The sequence below is a fragment of the Streptomyces sp. NPDC001222 genome, from assembly GCF_042896945.1.
In the GTDB taxonomy this organism is placed as follows: domain Bacteria; phylum Actinomycetota; class Actinomycetes; order Streptomycetales; family Streptomycetaceae; genus Streptomyces; species Streptomyces gibsoniae.
This window is the reverse complement of record NZ_JBIAXT010000025.1, coordinates 128353-145780: the sequence shown is the minus strand read 5'-3', so window position 1 is coordinate 145780 and position 17428 is coordinate 128353. Positions and strand designations below refer to the sequence as shown.

11 protein-coding genes and 4 pseudogenes are annotated in these 17428 nt (G+C 65.2%); 4 read left to right on the top strand and 11 right to left on the bottom strand.

Annotation, left to right across the window (positions count from 1 at the left end; translation table 11 throughout):
• Positions 1-150: 150 nt before the first annotated feature.
• A pseudogene (locus ACFY2Z_RS28915) lies at positions 151-1550 on the bottom strand (ISL3 family transposase).
• Positions 1551-1651: 101 nt separating this feature from the next.
• Between ACFY2Z_RS28915 and ACFY2Z_RS28910 the strand changes: the two are divergent.
• A pseudogene (locus tag ACFY2Z_RS28910) lies at positions 1652-1984 on the top strand (hypothetical protein); the annotation flags it as partial.
• A gap of 90 nt (positions 1985-2074) precedes the next feature.
• On the opposite strand, the gene ACFY2Z_RS28905 reads toward ACFY2Z_RS28910, so the two are convergent.
• From ACFY2Z_RS28905 to ACFY2Z_RS28885, 5 genes are all read right to left on the bottom strand, one after another.
• Positions 2075-2368, bottom strand: coding sequence for a hypothetical protein (locus tag ACFY2Z_RS28905; RefSeq protein ID WP_390747020.1), 294 nt, complete (start codon positions 2366-2368; stop codon positions 2075-2077).
• 49 nt (positions 2369-2417) lie between these two features.
• Entirely contained in the window at positions 2418-2651 is a 234-nt protein-coding gene (locus ACFY2Z_RS28900) for a hypothetical protein (protein ID WP_388978372.1), read from the bottom strand.
• 1039 nt (positions 2652-3690) lie between these two features.
• A complete protein-coding gene (locus ACFY2Z_RS28895; RefSeq protein WP_390747019.1) occupies positions 3691-4089 on the bottom strand; it encodes a hypothetical protein in 399 nt (132 codons plus the stop codon).
• A 153-nt stretch (positions 4090-4242) separates the two neighbouring features.
• Complete coding sequence (locus ACFY2Z_RS28890) at positions 4243-4467, bottom strand: type II toxin-antitoxin system HicA family toxin (protein ID WP_388978367.1); 225 nt, start codon at positions 4465-4467, stop codon at positions 4243-4245.
• The gene (locus ACFY2Z_RS28885; protein WP_388978364.1) at positions 4464-4679 is read right to left on the bottom strand and encodes a type II toxin-antitoxin system HicB family antitoxin; all 216 of its coding nucleotides are present in this window, start codon (positions 4677-4679) and stop codon (positions 4464-4466) included. Before ACFY2Z_RS28885 ends, ACFY2Z_RS28890 begins: the two co-directional genes overlap by 4 nt.
• 166 nt (positions 4680-4845) lie before the next feature.
• On the opposite strand from ACFY2Z_RS28885, the pseudogene ACFY2Z_RS28880 reads away from it, so the two are divergent.
• Together ACFY2Z_RS28880 and ACFY2Z_RS28875 are read left to right on the top strand one after the other, a co-directional pair.
• Positions 4846-5208, top strand: a pseudogene (locus ACFY2Z_RS28880) (transposase); the annotation flags it as partial.
• Between the two features lie 133 nt (positions 5209-5341).
• Positions 5342-6427, top strand: a complete 1086-nt coding sequence (locus ACFY2Z_RS28875; RefSeq protein ID WP_390747018.1) for an integrase core domain-containing protein — start codon at positions 5342-5344, stop codon at positions 6425-6427.
• Here the strand turns inward: ACFY2Z_RS28875 and ACFY2Z_RS28870 are convergent.
• The 3 genes from ACFY2Z_RS28870 to ACFY2Z_RS28860 all read right to left on the bottom strand — a co-directional run bounded on the left by ACFY2Z_RS28870 (position 6402) and on the right by ACFY2Z_RS28860 (position 7724).
• Positions 6402-6695: a hypothetical protein gene (locus ACFY2Z_RS28870; RefSeq protein ID WP_390747017.1), complete on the bottom strand. Its 294-nt coding sequence runs from the start codon at positions 6693-6695 to the stop codon at positions 6402-6404. The genes ACFY2Z_RS28875 and ACFY2Z_RS28870 overlap by 26 nt on opposite strands.
• Positions 6696-6894: 199 nt before the next feature.
• Positions 6895-7350, bottom strand: coding sequence for a hypothetical protein (locus ACFY2Z_RS28865; protein ID WP_390747016.1), 456 nt, complete (start codon positions 7348-7350; stop codon positions 6895-6897).
• A gap of 26 nt (positions 7351-7376) precedes the next feature.
• A complete protein-coding gene (locus ACFY2Z_RS28860) occupies positions 7377-7724 on the bottom strand; it encodes a hypothetical protein (protein ID WP_390747015.1) in 348 nt (115 codons plus the stop codon).
• 460 nt (positions 7725-8184) lie between these two features.
• Between ACFY2Z_RS28860 and ACFY2Z_RS28855 the strand changes: the two are divergent.
• Positions 8185-9518: pseudogene (locus ACFY2Z_RS28855) on the top strand (tyrosine-type recombinase/integrase).
• 103 nt (positions 9519-9621) lie between these two features.
• Here ACFY2Z_RS28855 and ACFY2Z_RS28850 read toward each other — a convergent pair.
• Together ACFY2Z_RS28850 and ACFY2Z_RS28845 are read right to left on the bottom strand one after the other, a co-directional pair.
• Positions 9622-10347 (bottom strand): hypothetical protein, encoded by a 726-nt coding sequence (locus ACFY2Z_RS28850; protein ID WP_390747014.1) that lies wholly within the window; start codon positions 10345-10347, stop codon positions 9622-9624.
• Complete coding sequence (locus ACFY2Z_RS28845) at positions 10344-17276, bottom strand: polymorphic toxin-type HINT domain-containing protein (RefSeq protein ID WP_390747013.1); 6933 nt, start codon at positions 17274-17276, stop codon at positions 10344-10346. Before ACFY2Z_RS28845 ends, ACFY2Z_RS28850 begins: the two co-directional genes overlap by 4 nt.
• Between the last annotated feature and the right edge of the window lie 152 nt (positions 17277-17428).

Below are 17428 nucleotides of genomic sequence, written 5' to 3'. Positions count from 1 at the left end.
TGCCATGTCCGTCCGTCCCGGCTGGTCAAGGCTCCAGGGCTGGGCCTCGGCCAGCCTGTCACATCACGGACTTACACGATCTTTCAGACACGCTCCGGGTCTGTCAAACGGACGGGTCTGTTCCGTAGTCGGTGGTGATGCAGGGTGTGGTCAGCCCAGGAGGATGCGGTGGCGGAGGAGGGGGAAGCTCGCGCGGCCGTACATCTGGCGCTTGATCAGCTGGGTTTTGTTGTTCTCGCCTTCGGTGCCGCCGTTGTGGTGCGGCAGGGTGAGGGCGGCGTCGACTGCGGCGCGGTCCTTCTCGAGGCCCCGGGTGAAAGCATGCAGGTGGGGCAGGTCCTGAGCCTGGACCGAGGTGATCCAGGTGCTCAGCAGGGTGGCATTGCCGTCGGTGGGATCCAGCAGCACGGCGAAGTGGTGGATGAGGTCGGCCAGAGCGGTCATCTCGTGGCAGGCAGTGCGGGCGGTCTCGATACGTTCCCGCTGGTGGTCCTTGAGGCGGTCGGGACGGGTGAGCAGGTAGCGGGCCAGGCGCCGGGGCGAGAGGGCAGGCCGGTCGGCCTCGACACGGCCCTGGTTGATGTAGCGGACCAGCAGGTTCGAGCTGCCGGTGGAGCCCAGCTCCCTGATCTCCTGGAGGAGATCGGTGACGGGGACGGCTGGGTTCTCCAGTCGGCGCTTGCGCAGGTGATCGAGGTAGGGGTCCACGAGGGTGGGCCGGTACTTGGGGGCGCGGATGAGGCGCTCGGGCTCGGTGACACGGTCATAGCGCTTGACGGTGTTCAAGGCGAGGTTCAGGCGCCGTGCGCACTCCAAAAGTCCGACTCCGCGCTCGCGCAGGGCGTGGACCTGCTGCCAGCGCTCGCGGGTGGTGGCAGCCTGTCTCCCCTCAGCCGGGGGCGGGCCCGCTGTCGCCCAGCAGGTGCTGTGTGGCCGATCCGTCCCGGCACACGGCCTCGATGCCCGGATGTCCGCGCAGGCAGGCTTCCACAGTGGCGGCGTCGCGGCCGGGCAGTACCTCGATTCGCTCACCGGTCTCGGCGTTGATGATGATCGTGGCGTAGCTCTGCCGACGCCGCAGGGCGAAGTCGTCGACCCCGATCACCCCCGGGATCCGCACCGCCGGCACGGGCACCCGCCGCAGCAGCCGCAGGGCGGAGGCGTACGACAAGGGCACGGCCAGCGATCGGGCGAGTCGGGCGGACGCCCGGCCGCATAACTCCTTGACCAGCTTCGGCGAGCTGACCGGTCAGACGTGTGGTGCGGCGCTGATGGCGCTCAAGAAGCCCGGGAACCTGCTCTCGGAAGGTCTGCCGCCTGCAGCCCAGGACCGGACAGACCAGCCGTCGTATCCTCACCCGGACCACGACCTGCCGGCCGTCGACCGGCACATCCCGCAGCGTCCGGCCGTGATATCCGTGGACCCTCCCCGTCACGGCCCCGCACACCGGGCAGGGAACGGGAACATCCCGGGTCCGAGCCGTAACCCGGACTATCTCGCCACCGTCCGCCACTTCCTCAATGACCAACGCCGACAACCCCGAAAACACCGTTCCTATAAGCGCGTTCGCATCATGCACGCTCAATGATCACAGGCGGGCACTCACCGTCACCACCGACTACGGAACAGACCCGTCCGTTTGACAGACCCCGTGCCGCCTACCGGGCGCTGCTGGAGCATCTGGGCGGGGCAGATGCGGTCGTACTGGTGGACGGCGGGACCGACATCGGGTCCGTCGCTGCCGCCGTGCGGGGGGGGGAGTTCGACGACGTACGGTTCACCGAGCGCACCCGAGGCAGCGAACTGTTCGTCAATCCGCTGACGACGCTGTACTTCTGCGTCGACCTGCCCGTCCTGGCCCGCGCGAACCTCCACCTCGACCGGCTGGAGGGCACGGTCTTGATGCGCCAGATCAGCTCGGCCATCTCCAGCTTCCGCGACGAGCTGCCCCGGCAGAGACCACCCCGGGCCTTCCCACACTGAGCCCGGCATTCAGCACGAAGGCTCCTGTGCCGACGAGCGAGATTCCGACTCTCTCTCAACGGCACAGGAGCCTGCTCGTCCTGGTGAATCTTAGTCCGTCGGCCTGAACGGCCCAAAGCGAGACGGCGTCATGGAATTACCCTCGTCTTCGTGCCATTGGCAGTGTGTCGCATGGATATAGCCAACACCGTCGTTCACGATGAACCATGTGCCTCGCGGGCTCTCGATCTCCACCCCCGCCATGGTGAACTGCTCGTCCTCGTGCACCTCGAACCGCTCAAAGTTCGTGGGCATATGAATGAAGTTGACGTTTGAGAAGAGAACATCCACTCGAGTCGGGGAATGCTCGGTGAGGCTGCGCAGCAGCAGTCGCTGATAGCTCACCGAGTAGTGCCACACTCGAAATCTGCGCTCCCATCGGGCGAGAGGCATTTCAAGAACCTCCTAGGTATTCAGATTCCGAAAAGACTTCACCGGTGACGTCTTTTCCTCCCAGGTAGAAGGTGAGCCTGCTTCGGGGCAGGTTGCCCAAGCGGTAGGCCCGCTCCAGGAACGCCATTTCCCTCTGCGTGGTGTACCAGTAACCGCCCTGGCCTTCCTTGACGGCGTCGTCGAAGAGTTCGGCGGGGGTCCCGCCCGGCTTTCCGCTCGACAATTTGAACACCATCAGAAACTCATGGCGAGGCGCCTTCCAGAGGCGCGATAACTCATCCCCACTGGTTCCCTAGGCGAGTTCCAAGGGAATTTCCAATGAGCGGAATGACCGTACGGGCAAGCTTCCGCTGAATCGACCACAGAATCCTAACTGTCTCCTCGTCGGAAAACCCTGTGGTTATCGACCAGTCATGACCTGACCCAACGACGTCACTTGCGAAGGCGACTTCTGTTGCCAGGAGAGCACGCGCCCAATCAATAGGCTCAAGCGACTCCCCGCTGGCCAGCCTTGCGCGAATTCGCTTACCTTCCTGGAGCAGACCGTCCAGGCCCGGGAAGCCCATGGCAACCGCGAACTCTTCTGTGCCGCGAGCCGGTCCACTCCATTCCAGGAGGCCACATCGGAGCAGATCCCGCTCCTCGTCAGATAGCACCTGAGTTGACCCCGAGTCCGAGTTTCTGCTCACCGAGCTCATCGCAACCCCACAGTCCAGGCTCCGCAGGAGCCCACCACCGAGCCAGACGACGGCGACGACTCGACCGCTTGTGCAGCACCCGTCCACTGACGTTGCCGTCAGGTACTGCCGTCAGACCCCCTCAGCACGCCACAGCAGTCCCACCGGAAAAAAACCCGGCGGGACCGCCAAGCTACTTATTTGAGAACCCGAAGAACTCCATTACAGCTCGACGTTGATCTTCGACCGTACCCACCTCGGAAAGTTTAGCTGGCGCGAATATGTCCACAAGATCCGCGTCGGTCAGAGTCGGATCGCGTCGCAACGGATAAGCAAGCCTCCCGTTTGACATCTGACGCCCCATCCCCGATGGAAATACCGTCGGTCGTGATCCTTGACAGCAAACGAGGAGACCTTCCACCTCAAGGTGACGGCGCAAAACCTTGAGGCACTCGAAGAGATCTCCGCCTTGATGGACGCTAGTCATCCTATTGGCGCGGACCAGCCTGATGCTCGGCGTGCCTGAGTCATCAACTTCGAGGTCAATCTCCTCGCGACGGCCATCGTCGCTGGCAGCGGTCAGGCTTAGTACATCCATCACTTCCCCAGAGGAACATAGTTGGGATTGTCCATCCAAGTCCCGTCACGCAACCGCACGCCGATGATACGGCTCGGATCAATGCGACCCGGAACAGCAATTTCCTGTTCGTCGGCAAATGGATTGTCTGGCCACTCGCCATTCACATCGAGGCCCTCGACCCCGTCTACGTGATAGACGTTTCCGCCGCGCCCGATGGCTATGCTCTCGTGTTTAGTCGTCGCCACATAACCGGAATCTGTCGACCAACCAGAAGCGTGCTCCATTAGGTCCATATTTGATCCACGCGGCTCGAACCCATTCTTGAAGATCTCATCCGGGCCACGCGTATCACTCCGATACGTGGTCTTAGGTCCACATGTATTGTGAACCAGGACCGGCGTAGCCCCCGCCAGCACGTAGTACGTGTGCTAGGCGCCCCCACTCTACCTGCGTTTTCGCAGGTCAAGTGGTGTTCGGCGGTCCGCTGGGGTGCGGGTTCAGCCGGGGTTGTTCGTAGTTGTTGCCATCGCTACTGCCGTCAGGGGCGACACCGGGTCGGGACCTCTGGGCTATTTGAGGTGCTCGGTGAGGTCGTCCACGGTCCAGTCGGCCTGGCGAAGGATGGAGCGGAGGGTACCGGGCGCGAGGGAGCGGTGCAGGGGCACGATGACGGTGCGGTCGTCCTTGCGGTATTTGGCGTGGCTGCCGCGGGTCGCGATGTGGCCGAAACCGGCGCGTTCGAGCGCCTTGGCGATCTGGGTGCCGGACAGGCCGTGGGGGACGGCGGGGCTCATGCGACGCGGACCTCGACCGGTGCGGTGATCACGTCGGCGACGATCTCGGGGGCGGGGGCGTCCTCGAAATACAGCTCCAGTGCCTCGCGGAGGTTGGCCAGGGCCTCTTCGATGCTCTCTCCCTGGCTGGTGACCTCGACCTGGAGACAGCGGGCCACGTACCACTCGTCCTCACGGGTGACCGCAGCGGTCAGATGCAGTGCGCGCGTCATAGGTGAAAGTTTGGCACGCCGGGCGACGCCATCGGAGGTTTTCCTGCCCCGAACCACCGCGAACGGTGAGCGCCCGGCGGCGCGTGGTCGGGGGCGCCCGGCGCGGGAGGCGACGCCGGCCACCGTCAAGCATCACCCGGGACAGAAACGTCAGGCATCAGCTGGGATCCGACACCTCCAGCCATCCGCGGAGGTGTTCGAGCCGTTCGCGCGTGATGACCAACGTCGTTGGGGGCAGGTCTACCTGCGGGGGCTGCTTACCGACGGGCAGCGTAAGTCGGTCGAGCCGATAGCCGCACGGCTCGGTGAAGACGGGAACCGGCAGGCGCTGGCCCATTTCATCACCACCAGCCCGTGGGACCCGGCCCACATCCGGGCAAAACTGGCCTGGCGGATGGAGGAGGTGATCGCACCGGAGGCGCTGGTCTTCGACGACACCGGGTTCCTGAAGGACGGGACCGCCTCGGCGTGTGTGTCGCGGCAGTACACCGGCACCGCCGGCAAGGTCACCAATTGCCAGGTCGGCGTCTTACTCCACCTCGCCTCCGACCACGCCTCGGCGGCGGTCAACTGGCGACTTTTCCTTGTGCCGTTCGGAAACTCATCGCTGCTGCTCGTAGTGAGTCTGGCGCGCCCCGACAGCTTGCTGGAAGTCTGTTCGGGTGATCGTTTCTCTGGTGTACCAGCTGGCTCGGAAGCTGCTCGCGGTCCCGGCGTTGCTGCTGCGGCGGGATGCAGCCAAGGACGCGGAACTGCTTGTTCTACGGCACCAGAATGCAGTGCTGCGTAGGCAGCTCTCGGGACCAGTGCGATATGAACCGGCGGATCCGCTGTGGTTCGCGGCGCTGTCCTCCCTGATTCCTCGGTGCCGGTGGGCGCAGGTGTTCCCGGTGACGCCTGGGACGTTGCTCGGGTGGCATCGCAGGTTGATAGCCACGAGGTGGGACTACAGCAAGCGACGGGCCAGGCCCGGGAGACCGTCGACGGCGGGTGTGGTGAAGGCGCTGGTGGTGCGGCTGGCCCAGGAGAATCCGCGTTGGGGCTGCCGTCGGATCCAAGGGGAACTGAAGCGGCTCGGGCATCCGGTCGGCTCGACGACGGTCTGGGAGATCCTGACGGCGTCCGGCATTGATCCGGCCCCGCGCCGCAGCGGCCCGACGTGGCGTGAGCTCCTGACAGCGCAGGCCGAGGGCATCATCGCCTGCGACTTCCTGCACATCGATCTGGTCGACCTGCGCCGGGTGTACGCGCTGGTCTTCCTCGAGCACGGCACACGCCGGCTGCACGTCGCGGGAGTAACTGCACATCCCACCGGTCCCTGGACGGTCCAGCAGGCGCGAAACGTCGCCGTCGAGTTGGGTGTGCGGGTGGACTCGCTGCGTTTCCTGCTCCGGGACCGGGACGCGAAGTACACCGAGTCCTTCGACGCGGTCTTCGCGGCCGACGACATCGAGGTCGTGAGGACCGCGCCGCGGGCTCCCCGGATGAACGCGCACTGCGAGCGGGTCATTGGTACTTTGCGGCGCGAGGTTCTCGACCACCTGCTGATATGGAACGAGTCCCATGCTCGGCAGGTCCTCGAAGCCTATACCCGGCACTACAACGGTCATCGCCCGCACCAGGCTCGAGGGCAACTCCCTCCGCTCGCCCAGGAGCACCCAGCGCCCATGACCGCTCCGACCGCTCAGCGGATCCTGCACACCCGAGTGCTGGGTGGCCTGATCAACGAGTACAGATATGCGGCGTGAGCTGCAGCGATGAGTTTCCGAACGGCACAGGGTGCAAACCTGCCGCCGAGAACTGCTGGACCGGACACTGATCTGGGGCCAGCGCCATCTCCTTCACGCCCTGCGCGAGTTCGAGATTTTCTACAACGAGCACAGGCCGCACCAGGGCCTCGCGAATGCCCGTCCTCTGCGTCCGTTGCCCGAACCAATCGACGATCCGGAGCGGATCGCACGCCTCGACATATGACGACGCGCGAGGCTCGGCGGCACCCTGCACGAGTACGCGCATGCGGCTTGACCAGCATGGATGAGGTATTCGGCAAGAGCACACTCACTCGGCAACCTCGCCGAGACCACGATCGAGTTCAACGACGGCGACGATCCGTAACTTGGTGCAGCCTCCGTCCGCTGACGTTGCCGTCAACTACTGCCGTCACACACCCCAGTGGACCCGCCGGAAGTGCATCTGGCGGGACCGCAGAGGCAGATCAAGAAGTTTCAAGAATTTCCTTAAGCGCCTCGACCTCAGCAACTGGATACGGGTACGACGGCCATGAACGGCGAAAGCCATCGACACCCAGGCTGCTGATCAATTCAACGGTGGATGAAAGTACATCAGATGCGAAGACTCTAGGATCGATCTCTTCTGCCGTCCACCGCTCTTCGCCCGGACCTCGGCCCCATTCGGGATGCATTGCCACACGGAGGTTCAAAGAATCTCCGTGCGGCTCCAAAGTCCACCGGATCTCTCCTGGCTCATTATCGAACGAGAACTCCTGGCGAGCCCCAGTATCGAGAATTAGCCGTGCGCCTTCCACTAGGACACGAAACACATCAGTCGAATCGCTGACGGTTGCACGGTAAGGGGGCGTACCCTCTCTCAGCAGCTCAAACGATACCCAGCCATACCGCACCTGCATCCAATTGAATATGTGCCGAGCCACGGAGAGACCCTCCTCAGTCATTTCGGTCACTTCGGATACGCCGTCCAAATCCGCCCGCCACGAACGACGATCTCAGCGACTGATGTCTCATTTCCAGCCCCGTTCACGCCGATCGTTCGCTCGAAGTCATACTGATGAATATGCCCAGGGCCGTTGGGGTTAGGGAGCTCAGGAGAATTATTCGCGCCTTCGCGAAGGTTGTCACCAAGGACATGTTCGTCATTCTCATTCCATATGAAGTCCTCGTTGAACTCTCCCGGCAGATCAGTCTCACCCGCGCGAATTGCCTGATCGCGACCACCAGGGCCATGGCGATACTCAATATGGGCCAACCGATCGTCGTTGATAACTGCATTTCCATTGCAGTTATGCACTAGGACCGGAGTAGCCCCTGCCAGCACATAGTACGTGTGCTCGCGGGGAGGGCGTCACCTGCATTTTCGCTGGTCAGCGAATTCCGGCCTGTCCGTGGGTGTGCGTGGAAGTACCGTGTTGTGCGCCCGCGTTGCCGTCGGCGTTGCCGTCAGACGGCTGCGCGCGTGAGGGCGGTGGAGTGGGCTTTGGCCGGTGTCCTGCCCGGGTTGGGGTCGGGCATGGTCAGGGGGCCGTACGCTGGCCCGGCAACTCGGGCAGGCTTTGCCCCTGCCCGGAATTTGAACGAGTGGCCCCCTGGCCTTGCCCGACGCGGGCCCCAGCCCGGGGAGGGGTAAAGCACACGGAACCGCCCGACCCCACGACCAGGCCGCGCCCCGGCCAACTCCCCGCCGTCGCCTCGCCGTCGGTCCGGCGCTCGCCGTGCGGGCGCGCCCGGCTTCTCCACGCTTCCGCCGCCTGATGACCACCCCCCGCGACACCCCCGCCTCCCGCCGCGTCCGCGCCAACGGCGACGGCACCGTCTACCAGCGAAAGGACGGCCGCTGGGAAGCCTCCGGATACGTCCTCGCCCCCGGCAGCACCCGCAAACGCATCAGTGTCTACGGCGCGACACGTGCGGCGGCGCTGGCCAAGCTGACGGAGAAGATCGCGGCCAGCAACCGCGGCGTCCCCGTCGCCACCACCCAGGGCAGCCTGGCGGCCTACCTGACGTACTGGCTGGAGAACGTCGCCGTCCACCAACTCCGCGAGACCACCCACACCCGCTACACGGCCGTCGTCGAGCAGTACCTGATACCGGGCCTGGGCCGGAAGAAGCTTGCGAAGCTCACGGCGAAGGACGTCCGGACCTGGCTCAACGAGCTGCGAACCGTCTGTCAGTGCTGCGCACGCGGCGTCGACGCCCGACGCGCCCCCAACGCGCAGGCCAGCCGTCGCCCCCGCTGCTGCAGCCTCGGCCGCTGCTGCGACAGGCGACTCTCGCCACTGACGCTCGCCTACATCCACTCCGTGCTCAAGTCCGCCCTGGAGCACGCCGTCCGCGAGGAAGAAATCCCCCGCAACGTCGCACGCAACGTCCGAACGGGTACGCCCCGCCCCCGCCGCTTCAACCCCCTCACCACCGACGAAGCCCGACAGTTCCTCGCCGCTGCCCAGGGCCACCGGCTCGCCTCGCTGTTCGAACTCGCCCTGCGCACCGGACTGCGCAAGGGCGAACTCCTCGGCCTGCGCTGGGACGACCTCGACCTGGACCCCGACAGCGGCACCGCCAGCATCCGCCGCACCCTCCAGCGCACCCGCAGCAGCGGCCTGGCCGGTCTTCCCACCAAGACCATCAGCTCCGAACGGCGCATCGCCCTGCCAGCCTCCTGCGTCGACTCGCTGCGCGGGCACCGCGAGCGGCAGGCACGTGAGAAGGAGCAGACACGCATTGGCTGGCAGGACAGCGGATACGTCTTCACACGCCCAGACGGGCACCCGATCGAACCCGCCACCCTCACCCGACACTTCAACGCACTACTTCGCGACGCGGACCTGCGTCCGATCCGGTTCCACGACCTGAGGCACTCGACAGCGACACTGCTCCTGGAGCAGGGCGTCGAGCTCGTCGTCATCAAGGAGCTCCTGGGCCACGCCCACATCGGGGTCACCGCCACGGTCTACGCATCGTCCGCCTCCGCCTCCAGCGCCAGGCCATCGACCTCCTCGGACACGCCCTCAGCAACCTCGACCAGCCCGCCGCCGAGCCCGACAACGGTGACGACCCGCCGTTTCGTGCGGCACCCGTCCGCTGACGTTGCCGTCAACTACTGCCGTCAGACGCCCCAGAGGCCCCACTGGAAATAAATCCGGTGGGGCCTCTGCTATTTTCCTCAACCTCTACATCGGACGAATCAACTAGCCGACTACCCCCATCGCCTTACGCATGCCGACGGGCAGGCTAAAACCGCTTTCACGCATAGCCTCGATCAAGCCGGGAACATCTTCAGCATCCCGCACAAGTACGGTGGACTGATTATTGGCGCTCCTCGCTGGATTGAGATATGGGTGCGACCCTATCGCAATATTGCGACCAATCCACCAGGTGATAGATCCTTCCGACAATATCGGATCCAAGGCCACTTCACTAATCAAGCCCAGAAGGCCGTCCAATTCTCCATCGAGCCTGGCCGCGTAGTGCCAACCACGGAACTCTTCCCAGACGGCACTGTCTTCGATGAACTTCTCGACAGAGTCGAAGAGGACATGGAATTCATCACCCCACGAGCACCCGAATGCTCCATTTTCAGAAATGACGATATCGCATTGGGCATCGCGGTGCCGAGCAGCACGAAACATAACGACCCCATCCCAGGACCGCCGAAGGCGCGGATTGACCCCGCATCCGAGGATCATTCCACCCGACAGGGGCCCCCCAGCTACATCGAGGCTACGCCCCTCATAGCCTCGGTAGTAGCCATGGATAAGCCGACGAATCTCATCCAGGTCGAAGGCTTCACTCATGAGACCCGCAGTATCGATCACGATGGAGCTCAGTGGAGACTGGTCGACCGCAGGTCTACGCGAGCTTTGCTCCAGGAAGCGCAGCGCTCGCTTCGAGAGCCCGGCTGGTTCGCTCATCATTCGAGAGGCCCTCCTTCCAGGTACGCAAATAGGCGTTCGCATTCGCCACAGAATGGCTTTACTTCGCCATGCAACTCTGGGCCATAGTCCTGACTTCCACCCATTACATGGACGGCCTGACCCCGAGCTCCATTAATTGACGCCCCTTGGCCCTCAATATCGCACAGGGCGCCAATCTCGGCGCAACCCCCGTGATGCCCGGTAGCCTCAACGGCGGTTCGAACCTGCGGGGTCAGATCCTCCGAATTCCTTGCCATACTGACCCCCAATCCACGCGTGCCATCCTGCGCCACTACCTCGGCAGCAACATTGGTCTTACCGATATTGGCGTCTGCATGATCGAGGAGTTCGTCAGAGGGATCGTTGCAGTTATGAACCAGTACCGGCGTGCCGCCCGCCACAACATAGTACGTGTGGAGTTGCTGGACAGTGAGGTTCCAGCGGTTGGCGGCGCCGGGTGTGGGGTGGGTGGCGACGACGTAGGCGTGGTGGTCGGTGGCCGTGTTGAGAGCGTCCCCGCGGGGGAGTTTGCCGGCGGGGAGCCAGGTGTGGGTGGTGGCGTCGTAAAAGGGGTGGGTGGAGGTGGTGTGGATGACCTCTGCGCGGCCATGGCCGATGTTGATGGTGAGGTCAAGGAGGTCGTGATCGTGGTTGATCCAGACGTGCTGGACGGTGCGGCTGCCCTTGTGCTTGCCGGTGGCGGGGTCTGCGGATTCGACCTTGTCACCAGTCTTTATTTTGCTGATGGGCTTGGCCTTGCCCTTGGCCATGAGGACCGGGGTGTCGGGTGAGAAGCTGCACCTCAAACCCGAACCACCAGGGCCTTCGCCTCCTCCCCCAGTGAGTGCCACGATCGCCGCCGCGGCTACTCCGAGGGACATGTGGGTTTTCCCGAGGCAGCCAGATTGATGGCCGAGCACCATGCAGGTGAGGAATTTCAGGTGCGCAATGATGTGCTGGTCGAACGCGTCTTCCGGCGTGCCCGACGGGTCAAGCAGGCAGGTGCTTCCCTCCTCTTGGCACCAGTTGTCAACTTCGTGATTGAAGACATCGGCGAACTGGTTGGCGTACTTCCAGTTGCGGGGGATGAAGACCTGCGGGTAGATCTCCATGTATTTCTTGTGGAAGGCGGCGCTGACAGCGCGGCGTCTGCTTGCGTCCACCTCTCCCTGGTTGTTCGGGTCACTGTTGGAGCTGTTGACAACGTCACAGCCATTGCAGCCCCAGGAAGCGTCGTTGAGCGCCTTGCCCCCACTGTGCAGAGTCGGCCAGTTGTTGCCGAGCTGGGCTCCGCCGCCGCATTCGTCAGGACTCTCGCAGCCCATCAAGCCGGTGGGGTCACTGTCGGTGATGGGGTTGTCGTCGGCGTAGGTGTAGCCGCCGAGTTGCTGGGGGCTGGTGGTTTCGAGGAGCGGGTCGGCGCTGATGAAGCGGCCCAGGGTGGGGTCGTACTTGCGGGCTCCGACGTCGGTGTAGCCGGTGGAGGTGTCCTGGGGTTTGCCGAGGTAGGAGTGGGTGGGGTCGGGCCAGGTCGTGGAGTTGGCGCTGGTGCGTGGCTGACCGTAGGGGGTGTATTGCTGGCGGGCGACTTGCTGGGTGGTGGTGTCCATCGCCAGGGTCGCGGTGCCGTGGGCGTCGTTGAAGAGGTACTTCACTCCGCCGTTGGCGAGGCTGGAGCGGACGGCGATGGGTGCGCCGGTGCCGCCGTGGGTGTAGGTGCGGACGGCGCCGAGGAGGACGTTGGGGGTGACGCTTGTGTTGACGACGATCTCGGTGTCGCCGGCGAAGAGGATGGTCTGGCCGGGATCGCGGCGGATGAGCTGGTTGCCGTCCGCGTCGTACAGGTACTTGGTGGTCGTGGGGGTGGAGCCGGTGGTGTCCACCTGGGCCAGGTGGCCCTCGTCGTCCCAGGTCAGGGTCTGGCCGGGGCCGGTGGTGGGAGTGCGGGTGTGCAGGTTGCCGTCTTCGTCGTAGGTGAAGCTGGTCGGGTTGGTGCCTCCGGTGGTGGCGGTCAGGGTGTGGGGTTGGGCGCCGGTGGAGTTGCAGTTGGTGGTGCACCCGTTGACGTAGGTGGTAGTGGCAGTGGTGCCCGAGGTGCCGATGGCGTGGTCGATGCTCTGGTGGCGGTTGCCGATGGCGTCGTAGTTGAAGGACTGCCAGTAGGAGCCGGGCGTTGTGGTGAGGGTGCCGGCCGTGGGCGGGTTGGCGGCGCAGTTGTCGTTGGCGGTCCAGGCGTCGGTGAGCCGGTCCAGAGGGTCGTAGTTGTAGCACTGCTGGTCGGTGACGGTGTTGCCGGTTTCCGACTGCTGGTCGGTGGTGCGGGTCAGGTTTCCGGAGGCGTCGTAGACGTACTTCGTGTCGTCGACGGTCGGGCCGGGTGCCTGGGTCCGGCTGATGAGGCGGTCGGTCAGCCGGAGGGTTTGGTCGTCGTAGGTGTAGGTGACCGTGGCCGGGTTGGTCGAGGCGCCCTGGGTGACCAGGGACGGCGCACCGTAGTCCGTGTAGACGGTCGCGGCGACGTAGATTTCGGCGCTGCTTTTGGTGATGGACGGGTTGCCCAGCGCATCGTGCTCATAGCTGAGGTTCTCGGCTATCAGCCCGCGTGTACTCGGATCGCCCTGCGTCTGCAGCAGCTGATCCCGGATGCTGTAGGTATACGTCGTCGTGTAGGTCGACGGCAGAGGCGCCTCGGAGGCCGGCAGGGTGATCTTGGTGCCGGTCGGCTTGCCGAGCACGGTGTAGCCGGTGGCAGCAACTGTGTAGCCGCCGGTGGTGCCCTGGACGTAGCGGGTCGACGAGGTCGGCAGGCCGATGCGCAGTGTGTCGTAGGTCCAGGAGGCGAACTGGAAGTTGGACTTCGACTTGTCGGTAGCGGTGAGTTTGCGGCCCAGGAGGTCGTAGGTGTAGTCGAGTTCCGTCTGCTTGGCGTCGGTGCTGGACACCAGGTTGCCGGCGTCGTCGTACCCGTATGTGCTCTGACCTGTGTCGGGGTCGGTCTGGGACTTCCTGCGCCCGAGCAGGTCGTAGTCGGACGTCCACACGGTCTGGTCGGGGCCCGTGACCTGGTGCTGCTGGCCTGCGGCCGTGTAGGTGTAGGTGGTAGGTGAGGCGGTGCCGCCGGTGGCGGTGAAGCCGGTCGCCGCAGTTCCGGAGAGCATGGGGGCGGCGGGGGTGTACTGGTCGAGTTCGGTGGTCTGGCCGCGGGAGTTTACGACCGTGGTCGTGGCCACGCCCCCCTTGGGAGGCAGAGTGGTGGTCTTGTCTCCGGTGTAGGCGGTGGTCGTGGTCCAGGTCTTGGAGCCGTTGTGCTCCTCGGTGACCAGGTCGGCGCGGCCCAGTCCGTCGTGGTCGGTGACGGTGGTGTCGGGGATGGTCACCTGGGAGACGGGAATCAGGCTGGTGCGAGGATTGCCCGCGACGCTGTAGGCGTTGTTGGTGACGACCGTCCAGCCATGCGAGTCGTACTGCGTGTCGCTGACCGTCGTACTCGAGTTCTCTCCGGTCGCCTGCGTCTGCAGGGGACGCAGCATCGCGTCATAGAGCGTCTCGCTGGTCTTGTAATTGCCGTTGTCCAGCAGAGTGTTGGAGGCGACGACCGTGGGCGCCGTCTGGGACAGGCTGTAGGTGTAGGTCGTGTTCGCCGGCGCGCCGTTGGTCTTGTTCTCGTTGGGCAGCCAGACCCCTGTGAGGCGGCCGAGCGTGTCGTAGGTGAGTGAGGTAAGCAGACCGGCCGCGTTGGTCTTGGCGGTGGGCAGTCCTCGAGCCGGGTCCAGGCTGCTGCTGGCGAGCTGGCAGTCCTTGGAGGACGTGGTGACCGCGGAGCAGTCCACGCCCGGTGTGGCCTGGGTGACGGTCGTGGTGCCGGTGGGCAGGGCGCCGCTGGTCGGACTGTAGGAGGTGAAGACGGTCTGGGCGAGACTCTTGCCGTCCGGGGCGGTGGAGTTGGGAGTGCGGGTGACCTTCGTCGTGCGGCCGTAGGAGTCGTAGGTGGGGGCGGCCTGGTCGATGAAGGTGGTGGCGGTGGCGCCGGTGGCGGCGGACGCCTTCTGGACCAGGGTCACGTCACCGGTCTTGGGAAGCGCGGGATTCTGCTGGCCGTCGCCGTCGTAGGCGAAGGCGTTGTGGTCGTAGGAGGTGCGGACGTCGGAGAGCAGCGTGCCGCCGGGAGTGGCACCGGAGGTGGAGCAGTCCTGGTCGGTGGCGATGGCCTCGGCGGGCAGCACCAGGGTGTCCACACTGCCGGTGAGGTAGCGGGTGTAGGTGCAGTTGGTGACGTTGTCGCGGGCTGTGGTCTCGCCGCGGTCGTCGACCTGCACGGGCATGCCGGTCGTCGGCTTGCCCAGAGCGGTGGTGTAGAAGGTGTCGGTCTCGGTCTTGCGCCAGCCGTAGGAGACCGCCTGCCGAGTGAGGGTCTTGGTCGTGCGGACCATCTGCGCCGTGAGGTCGGGCAGGCCGTTGCGGGACCGTGATGCCGTGGGGCCGATGATCGTGGGCACCGTGACGACGGCCTTGTCCAGGGTGCCGCCGGCGGAGGCGCTGGTGTAGGTGTCGGTCTCGAAGCCCTGCCCGGCCAGCGCGTCGTCGTCCGCGACCGAGGTATTGCCGTCCTGGCTGGTCAGTGACGGCACCGAGCGGGTCTTGCCGCCGGGCAGGGTGTCGCCGTTCATGCCCAGGAAGTAGTAGGTCTTGCTCAGCGTCTTCTGGTCGTGGACGTTGGCGCCGTCGGTCTTGTGGAACACGTTGGGGTCACCGGTGGTCACGTCCACCTCCGGGTAGCCCCGGAACTGACCCCAGGTGCGGTTCTTGGCCTTGACGACCTCGTCGTCGTCGAAGTGCCAGCCCGGGTTCCCCTTGTAGGCGTAGTCCGTCTCCAGTTCCGGCTCGGTCCCGTCCTGATAGGAGTTGTTCTTGTCGATGGTGACGACCGACTTGACCTTGTACTTGTAGAACCAGTCCATCCACGGCGCCGGCTGCCCGTCGGGCGTCCAGTACACCGGGAAGCAGGACAAGGTGTTGGTTGACGCGAACGTTTGGGCCGCCGCGTCCGTTGGGTCGTTGGGGTCACTCGCAGGAGCGCTGGAGCAGTCGGGGCGGTCGTAGGTGACGGTCGTCTCGGCGCCGGTCTCGCTGGTGACCGTCTGGATGCGGTCGTGGTACATCAGCGGCATCTGGGGAATGGTGCCCACACGGTTGGGCAGCTGCAGTGGGGGGTCGAAGTTCACTGCCGGCGTGGAGGTGCTGCCGGACGCGCCACCCAGCGTGTCGAGGCCGGTGCGCTGGATGGAGTCCAGCCACAAGGTGGGAGCGTGGTCGCCGCCGTCCGGAAAGGACTGGGTGAACGTGTACTTGTCGACCTGCTGGGTCGCCCCGGCCACCTGGATCTGGGTGGTGATGGAGGTCAGGCGCTTGCGGGACCAGAAGCTCGGTCCATGGTTGGTGCAGCTCGATGCCTTGGTGCAGTTCAGGTCGATCGGCACGTCCGGCCAGTAGGCGGCGTTCGCCGCGGTGAACTGGCTGTCCGCGCACGTGTTGCCGGAGGGCGTGCCCGGGATGCAGCGCTCGGCCGAGGCGTCGAAGAGGATCTGCTCTGGCGCGGTGCCGGAGTAGATCGTCGAGGAGGTCATGCCGTAGTCGATGCGCGAGAGGATGCCGCCACGGGTGTAGGACACCGCGGTGTCCTTCATGTCCGCGCCGTAGTAGCCGGTCTCCGGTGCGTAGTACCAGGCGGTGGCGTTGCTGTGGGTGTCCACCGCGTAGTCCAGGTTGAACCGGTAGCCCAGCACGCATGAGGTGGAGGCGAAGTCCGTGCTGTCCGGGCAGGCGGACACTCCGCTGTGAGCGTGGTAGACCGGCTCGGTCCAAGCGGATTGAGTCTCGTCCTTGCCGCTGGACCAGCCCGGCAGGCGGTTGAGGCCGAAGAAGTACTGCACGCCACCTTCGGTGACCTTGAAGTACTCCCCGTTCGCCGTGCTGTTCGTGGCGCCGGTCAGGTCCTCGATCTTGGTGGTGGAGTTATCGGCGGCTGGACGGAAGGTCTTGGTGGCGTCGTCGTAGACGATGTCGGTGGAGGTGCCGTTCAGTGACAGGGTGAGGATCTGTCCCGCCCAGCACTCGTCGCCGTCGTCTTTCGGAGCACCGGACGACGAGTCGTCCTGGCATGACTTGTATGTGCGTTCGACGTAGTTCTCCGTCGAGGTCCAGCCGTCTCCGAGCCACGAGGACTGATTGTTCGTCCCCTCGGTACGCGCGTCCTGGCTGGAGGAGCTGTACGACAGGTCCACGTTCGGGGCCGCGCCACCGATCGCCGACGGCACCGCGATCGGGTAGCTGTAGGTGAATGCCCCTGTGCTCCCCGAAGTCGACCAGGAGCCCCCCGGCGACAGGCTGGTCGCCGAGTAGTCGCCGGATGAGCCGGAGGTTCCCGCGGTCGCGGCCATGACAATCATCGGGCTGGAGGCGGCGGTTGCCGGGCGGGAGGAGACCGCGGTGCCGGCCGACATGGTGGACGGGCCCGGTACGGATACCTGTGCGGACAGGGGTGCGCTCGGGGTCGTGTGCACCGGAGTCTGGACCTGGCAGCGTGCCAGCTTGGGGGTGGTCAGCGCGCAGGCGGGCAATTGGACCAGGTGGAGACGTGAGGCGAAGTCACCGCCGAAGGCGTAGCGGAAGGAGGAGTCGTCCACCCGCAGCGCGACCTTCCCGCTGCTCGGGCCGGTGCGCTGCAGTGTGAACAACACGCCGTGGACACCGGCCGAGCGTGCGGACTTCTGGTCCAGCATCGTCACCCGCACTCGCTGGGCCCCGGTGATGGCGGCTGGCTGGGGCTGCGAACCCGCGGCGGCACTGAGCAGGACAGGCATGCTTCCGGCCCGCACCTCGGTCGCCTTGGCGCTCAGCCGCGTGGAGGCAGCCGCGACGGGCAGGGTCACCACGGCGCTGCCCGGCGCGGGAAGCTTTGTATGCCCGCTGGGATCGAAGCGCCTGAAGGCCTTGGGAGCAGATCCCCGCCCGGGCCTGGCTCGAGTGATGGGGACCCGCTTGTTGTGCGGAACTGCGGGAGCCGACGTCTGCTGCTTCGACA